5 protein-coding genes are annotated in these 3,886 nt (G+C 35.6%); 1 reads left to right on the top strand and 4 read right to left on the bottom strand.

The features are described from left to right. Nucleotides 1–167, bottom strand: a 167-nt coding sequence (locus tag ACFFLE_RS07135) for a transposase (RefSeq protein WP_380570451.1), incomplete at its 3' end; no start/stop codon positions are given. Nucleotides 168–318: 151 nt separating this feature from the next. Here ACFFLE_RS07135 and ACFFLE_RS07130 point away from each other — a divergent pair. After that, nucleotides 319–1,794, top strand: a complete 1,476-nt coding sequence (locus tag ACFFLE_RS07130) for a hypothetical protein (RefSeq protein WP_380570450.1) — start codon at nt 319–321, stop codon at nt 1,792–1,794. A gap of 24 nt (nt 1,795–1,818) precedes the next feature. Here ACFFLE_RS07130 and ACFFLE_RS07125 read toward each other — a convergent pair whose 3' ends face one another. The 3 genes from ACFFLE_RS07125 to ACFFLE_RS07115 all read right to left on the bottom strand — a co-directional run bounded on the left by ACFFLE_RS07125 (nt 1,819) and on the right by ACFFLE_RS07115 (nt 3,737). Continuing rightward, nucleotides 1,819–2,343: a JAB domain-containing protein gene (locus tag ACFFLE_RS07125; protein WP_380570449.1), complete on the bottom strand. Its 525-nt coding sequence runs from the start codon at nt 2,341–2,343 to the stop codon at nt 1,819–1,821. Nucleotides 2,344–2,501: 158 nt separating this feature from the next. Then, nucleotides 2,502–3,425, bottom strand: a complete 924-nt coding sequence (locus ACFFLE_RS07120) for a hypothetical protein (RefSeq protein ID WP_380570448.1) — start codon at nt 3,423–3,425, stop codon at nt 2,502–2,504. 33 nt (nt 3,426–3,458) lie between these two features. Further along, entirely contained in the window at nt 3,459–3,737 is a 279-nt protein-coding gene (locus ACFFLE_RS07115) for a DUF4282 domain-containing protein (protein ID WP_380570447.1), read from the bottom strand. Between the last annotated feature and the right edge of the window lie 149 nt (nt 3,738–3,886).

The following is a 3,886-nucleotide window of genomic DNA, read 5'->3' as shown; positions in this document are numbered from 1 at the left end:
CTGTCAAAAATCTGTGGCATCTCCTGTAGGAACTGCTTTTTCCAATTATGCAGCTGGTTCACATGGACGCTACGTTCCGAAGCGATCTGGTTCATTGTTTTTTCTTCCTTCAAGACTTCCAACACAACTTGGGATTTGAATTCGGGTGTATATCTTTTACGTTTCATATACCTACCTTAACATCTCCTTCTTTCGCGTCTAAAATCCTGGGTCCATTATAATGTTGTATGGGACCCAGCGTGCGGAACAAAAAATTTAACACGTGATTACCAGTTTAAAGAGCTGTATTCTTCGACATTGTTTCAAGAGGAATTAAACATGGGTGAAGTTTACAATAAGGATAATATATCATTTCAATACGATTTTTTAAACGATGACATAGATATAAATCCGGAGTTTAATTTATTTGATTTAAAAATGCCGAATGATTTATTTGAAGCATTGAAGGAAGATAAGCCAATTGTGTTTTTCGCTAATCCACCTTATGCAACTGCTAATGATGCTGGTGCAAAAGGAACTTCTAAACAAGGTAGTGCCCTAACGAAAATGAATAATATGATGAAAAATGAAAATGCAGGCCAGGCATCCCAGCAATTATATGCACAATTTTTCTATCGCATATTAAAGTTGAAGAAAACGTTCAATTTATCGAATGTGCATATTGCATTTTTCAGTAAACCCCTGTTTTTAAATGGTGGGGCATACTGGGAAAAATTTAATGACCTGTTTTTCAAAGAATTTCAATTTAAACAGGGTATGCTTTTAAAGTCTGGAGAGTTTTCAGATGTTACTAATATATGGGCTGTAACATTCAGTGTTTATTCGATGAGGGATACACCTGTTCAAAATTTTGAAAGAAATTTTGAACTGTCCGTAAAGCATTTAACCCCTATAGGTATTAAAGAAATAGGGAGTAAAACAGTGAGAATGGTTGAAAGTGAGAAATTTTTATCTAATTGGTTAAGAGAGCCGACAAAGGGTCGGAAAGACTATAAAGATAAACCATATCCACAGTTCAGTTCAATATTTAATGTTAACGAATCAGAAAGTCATAGAGGAAAGTTACTCACTGATGCATTCGGATATTTTGTTTCTGTAGCAAATAATGTATACAACTCACAAAGAGATGTGGTTATATACAGTGGTTCTGCTTATAAAGCAAATGGCGTATCGATTGTAAAAGAGAATTATGAAAGAGTGGCTGTCACATTTGCTGCACGTAAATCTATTACACATACTTGGCTGAACGATAATGATAACTTTAAAACTCCAACTCAACAAACCATGGAAACTGATGAGTGGTCTGAATTTGTAAACGACTGCATCATTTATTCATTATTTAACGTAAATGCAAGTTATCAGTCATCACAAGAGAACATTTTTTATCATGATGAATTATATGAAATCGAGAACGAAATGTTTTATATGAGTAAGGCACACATTGCACAACTTGCGGAGGAAAATTATTTAAATCAAATCGAAGAACAGTTGAGGTTTCAACGTGAGGAACGTTATGTGTATACTTTGATAAGAGATAGAGTGTTTTCTGAAGAGGCTCAAAAAGTTTATGATACTGCTGTGACTTTAACGGAAAGAGCATTCGAGTATAGAGATATTGTTCATTTAGAACACCCAGAGTGGAGTGTAAAGCGATGGGATGCAGGTTTCTATCAAACCTATAAAATAATTAACAAATATAAAATCGAGGGGTGGGAAAAATTTCGAGAATATTTTAAAATGCTTGAAAGAAAAATAGAAGAAAAAGTATACGATTTTGGAATACTGACGAAATAATAATAAGGATGCTAATTAGCATCCTTATTTATTTTTTGAATAATGTTCATTTCCATCAGCAACAAACAGTTCTAATCTACTGTTTGAACACACATCTAATACATCTGGTCGCTTTTCTCGAACGCTTGTGTACTCAGAGTCCGAGACGATGATATGGTCAAGAAAATCAATGTCTATAAGAGTGCCAGCCATATTGAGTTGCTTTGTAAAATCAATGTCTGCCTCTGATGGTGTTGTGTCTCCAGATGGGTGATTGTGTAAAACAATGATAGCAGCTGAGTTATTAAGTAGTGCAAATTGATATATTTCACGTGGAGATACTGCAGCAGCGTTTAAAGTGCCTGAAAAACATTCATAGACGGCTTCTACATGATTTTTGATATTAAGACTTAGAACAAGCAGAGATTCCTTCACATCACCCTTTAAAAAGTGATTTGCAAGCATAAAGGCATCTTCAGGACAAGTGATTTTATTAAAAGAGTCATTCAATATTTTCTTCTTACGCGCCTGTTGTGATAATTTGATTTTTGATACGACTAACGTTTCCATGTTTGTAACACGCTCCAGTTTTTTGACTGGGGCTACACGCTTAATGCGTGCAGTAAGATTATAAGGATAAACACGGTTGACTATTTTAATAGTCAACCGTGTTTATATAATTAGGTTAATTAAATTTGTAGGTAGCATTTGCTGTCTGTTCTTAAGTATTATTCATTAATAACATGAACATACACTTTGTCACCATCATCTTCATCCGTCAATTTAACTAATCCACTGTCAGAATCCAGATTCAACGTCTCAATGACCTCAGGTGTCTTATAAATCAACAGACTCCGAGTGCCGCCTCTCGCATTTGCATCGGGTCTGATTTCAACCCAGCTTTCATATTTATTAGCATCCACGCTTTTAAATACAGGGAATGCCTTCTCACGTTCCGAACGCGTTGTATCTTCGATGAATTTCAGCGGGTCGTTGATTGAAAATGACATCAGATACGCTGTCGTATTCTTTGCAGGTTCCGACCCCTCACCATGGAGTTTAACATCCATTGATGACACAGGTGAATCCGTCATGAAATAATTTTCCCGCTCTGTCCTCACAAAATTATCAAATTGTGCTTCGTTCATATCTGCCGGGGCATACGTCATCACATTCGGCATTGTGAAGAATATCGGAATCTGCAATGTTTCTGAACCATTTGTCGGTGATGTATATTTGAATATATGCAACGGTTCATAATATGGCTCAACCGTGTAATCCATCGCAATGACGCTGCGTGAACCCACCGGTACGTCAATTTCAGATACAATCGAATCAATTTCAGCCGTCACTTCTTCTTGGCTCATCGTTTGGAAATCATCCATGTCGTGACCGCCCATTCCATCGACAATATACTGGCCATCTTCAAAATAGCCGGCTGTCTGGGGGTAGAGTTTACCCTCTGAATTTTCTTGCACTTCCATGAATGGTACTTTCTCACCTTCGATTGAAAATACATCCAGTACGCTGGCGAGTTCATCCTCCGATGGTATTTGTGAATCAGTGCTATCTTCATCGTTGTCTGGATTGCCACAGGCAACAAGTGTAGTAGTTAACACGACTAATAAAAATGATAGTTTAAAACCTTTCACTATTAAAGAACTCCCTTCAACTTATTCCGTAAATCAATAATTCTTTTTTAAACGTTCATCGATACTATGTAGTTTTTCGTAGATTTTGAAGAAAAGCAGTATCAATTCCATGTAAATTCTAATAACTAGAATCAATATAGGAGCGATAATTAAAATTAAAAAGAACAAACCAAATTCACCGTTGAATAAAGCACCCAACAAACCGAAAAGTGTAATCAGTAGTGCAGCTCCTGCTATAATCCAAAAAACTATTTGAACAATAGAAGGCGTGATAAACTTATCAAACATGATAAACTTCTTTAAATAATCCATAAATGTTCTCCTTTCTTGGCTTAAAACTAAAAGTAATAACGAATAAAATACACTAAATTATTACTTTAAATTTTAAAAATTTCGTTTGTCAAAATAAGCTAGACAGTTCCTTTTCACCCATGTAACTCAAAAAGACTTCCAATGGTGTC

The organism is Salinicoccus siamensis (assembly GCF_042429615.1).
GTDB lineage: Bacteria > Bacillota > Bacilli > Staphylococcales > Salinicoccaceae > Salinicoccus > Salinicoccus siamensis.
This window is presented reverse-complemented; position numbering and strand designations above follow the sequence as displayed.